At 75.8% G+C, this 1829-nt stretch carries 1 protein-coding gene and 2 pseudogenes; all 3 read right to left on the bottom strand.

Features of this window, described 5'->3' with window-relative positions; genetic code table 11:
* Positions 1-472 (bottom strand): annotated as a pseudogene (locus tag FNQ90_RS21825) (SUKH-4 family immunity protein); the annotation flags it as partial.
* Positions 473-479: 7 nt separating this feature from the next.
* The gene (locus FNQ90_RS21820) at positions 480-1454 is read right to left on the bottom strand and encodes an SMI1/KNR4 family protein (protein ID WP_182607916.1); all 975 of its coding nucleotides are present in this window, start codon (positions 1452-1454) and stop codon (positions 480-482) included.
* A gap of 175 nt (positions 1455-1629) precedes the next feature.
* Positions 1630-1829: pseudogene (locus FNQ90_RS21815) on the bottom strand (hypothetical protein); the annotation flags it as partial.

Genomic DNA, 1829 nt, shown 5'->3' with positions numbered 1-1829 from the left:
CCCCGAACCCGGCGGGGGGACCGGCGGGGGAGCCGGTGGGTTCGGGTGAACCCGTGGCCGCGCCGGTCGCCGACGCCCCGGCCTGCGCCGTCTCCGATCGCTGGTCGGGGATCCCCGCCCGGTCGGCCGCCTCCTGCAACCACTGCGGCGGCGTCAACAGGAACGAGGTCTTCTCCAGGTCCATCGAGGCGGCCGGGGCGGGCGTCGGCGCCGCGGGACCCGTGGCGCCGTACTCGGCCGTCCACGCGGCGATCACCTCGTCCACCGGCAGCGCCGGCCACAGCGTGGTCTCCCCGCTGTCCCGGGCGATCACCAGCCTTCCCCCGGCGGGCGGGGCGCCCGCCGGGGTGTCCGCCCAGACGACGAAGCCCCGGTCGAACTCCCGCATTCCCACCGTGCGGTGCGGTGCCTGCGGATCGGACTCGGACACCCACTGCTCGGCCCGCTCGCGGGCCTGCGCGAAGGTCACCATCGGCGCCTCACCCCTCCACCGGGACGGAGCGCGCGAACCCGCCGTCCACCATCAGATCGGCCACGGTCGTCAGCTCCGGCGGATTGCCGGCCAACCGCAGCAGGAACTCGTCGAAGTCCGCCGCGCACGGCAGCAGCAGCTCCGCCATGCGCTCCTCCACCCCGACCCCGTCGCGGTCGCGGGCGTCGTCGTGCGGGCACAGCCACACCGACCCGGCGCCGCTGCCGCGCGTCTTCACCGTCAGGATGCCGCCCTGCACGAAGCACACCCCGAGGTAGTCCTTGGTCAGGTGGTCGCGCAGGCACTTGTTCATGTAGACGAGGTCGTTGACGTCCGGTTCGTCGCGCAGCGTCCAGAACGGCTGGTCGAGCAGGATGCCCAGTTCGGCGTAGAGCGCGACCCCGCTCGGGGCGCTGCCCCCGGCGGCCCGCAGGAAGGAGCGGTAGGCGTCGGGCAGGCGGTGGCCGAGCTTCTCCTCGGTCGCCCGCAGGCGGTCCTCGGGCACGGCGACCGATCGCGGCACGGTGAAGTGGGCGGGACGGGTCTCCGCCAACGGCCGGGTGCCGCGCTTGTGCTGGTCCACCGAGCTGGTGGCGATGCCGCCGTGGTGCCGCAGCAGGGCCTTGACCTCGGCCGGGATCAGTTCCAGACGCCGGCTGCCCACCACGTGGTGCCAGGTCCAGCCGTGCGGGGTGGCGACGGCCGGCAGGTCGGTCCACAGTTCGTGGCCGGCGGCGCGCAGCACGGCGTTGGCGGAGACGTAGTCGGTCAGCCGCAGTTCGTCCACGCCGAAGCCCTCCGGCGGGTCGGCGATCTCGGCCGCGGCCCGGGCGTAGGGGGAGAAATCCGGGTAACCGGCGTCGTCCACCCGCACGCCGTCGGGGTACCGGGCGGCCCGCACCGGGTCCGGGAAGCGCACCACCTGGCCCGCGTAGGCCCTGTTCGGTGGCGCGGCCTGCTGTCCGAGCCGGCCTGTCGTCATGGCGTATGCCCCCTGCTGGTCCGTCCTGTCCGGGCACAGCCTAGGACGTCACGCCGGTGCCGGCACGGGGCGGCGGGTGGTGCCGGCGGGACGGTGACCCGCGCCGACCGGCCGAAACGACCGCGAATCCGGCTAATCGGACACCCCCGGCGGGCCCGGCCGGGGACCGCGCGGGTCACCCCGCGTCGGCGGTCCGTTCGGCCTCGGCGGCGAGCAGGGTGTCCCGGTATCCCCGGGCGGCGGCCCGCAGCGCCGACTCCGGGTCCACCCCGGCGGCCTCGGCCTCCGCCGCCAGGGCCAGCAGCCGGCGACCGAAGTCCTCGGCCGTGCTCCCGGCGGCACCCGGGGCGGGGGCCGCCGGGAGCACGGCCGAGG

The organism is Streptomyces alkaliphilus, assembly GCF_014141535.1.
Classification (GTDB): Bacteria; Actinomycetota; Actinomycetes; order Streptomycetales; family Streptomycetaceae; genus Streptomyces; species Streptomyces alkaliphilus.
The sequence above is the reverse complement of the archived record's forward strand: the minus strand, read 5'-3'. Positions and strand labels throughout refer to the sequence as shown.

Coding starts and splice junctions, on each gene's coding strand:
- FNQ90_RS21820 (WP_182607916.1), bottom strand. CDS start 1,454: ATGACGACAGGCCGGCTCGGACAGCAGGCCGCGCCACCGAACAGGGCC.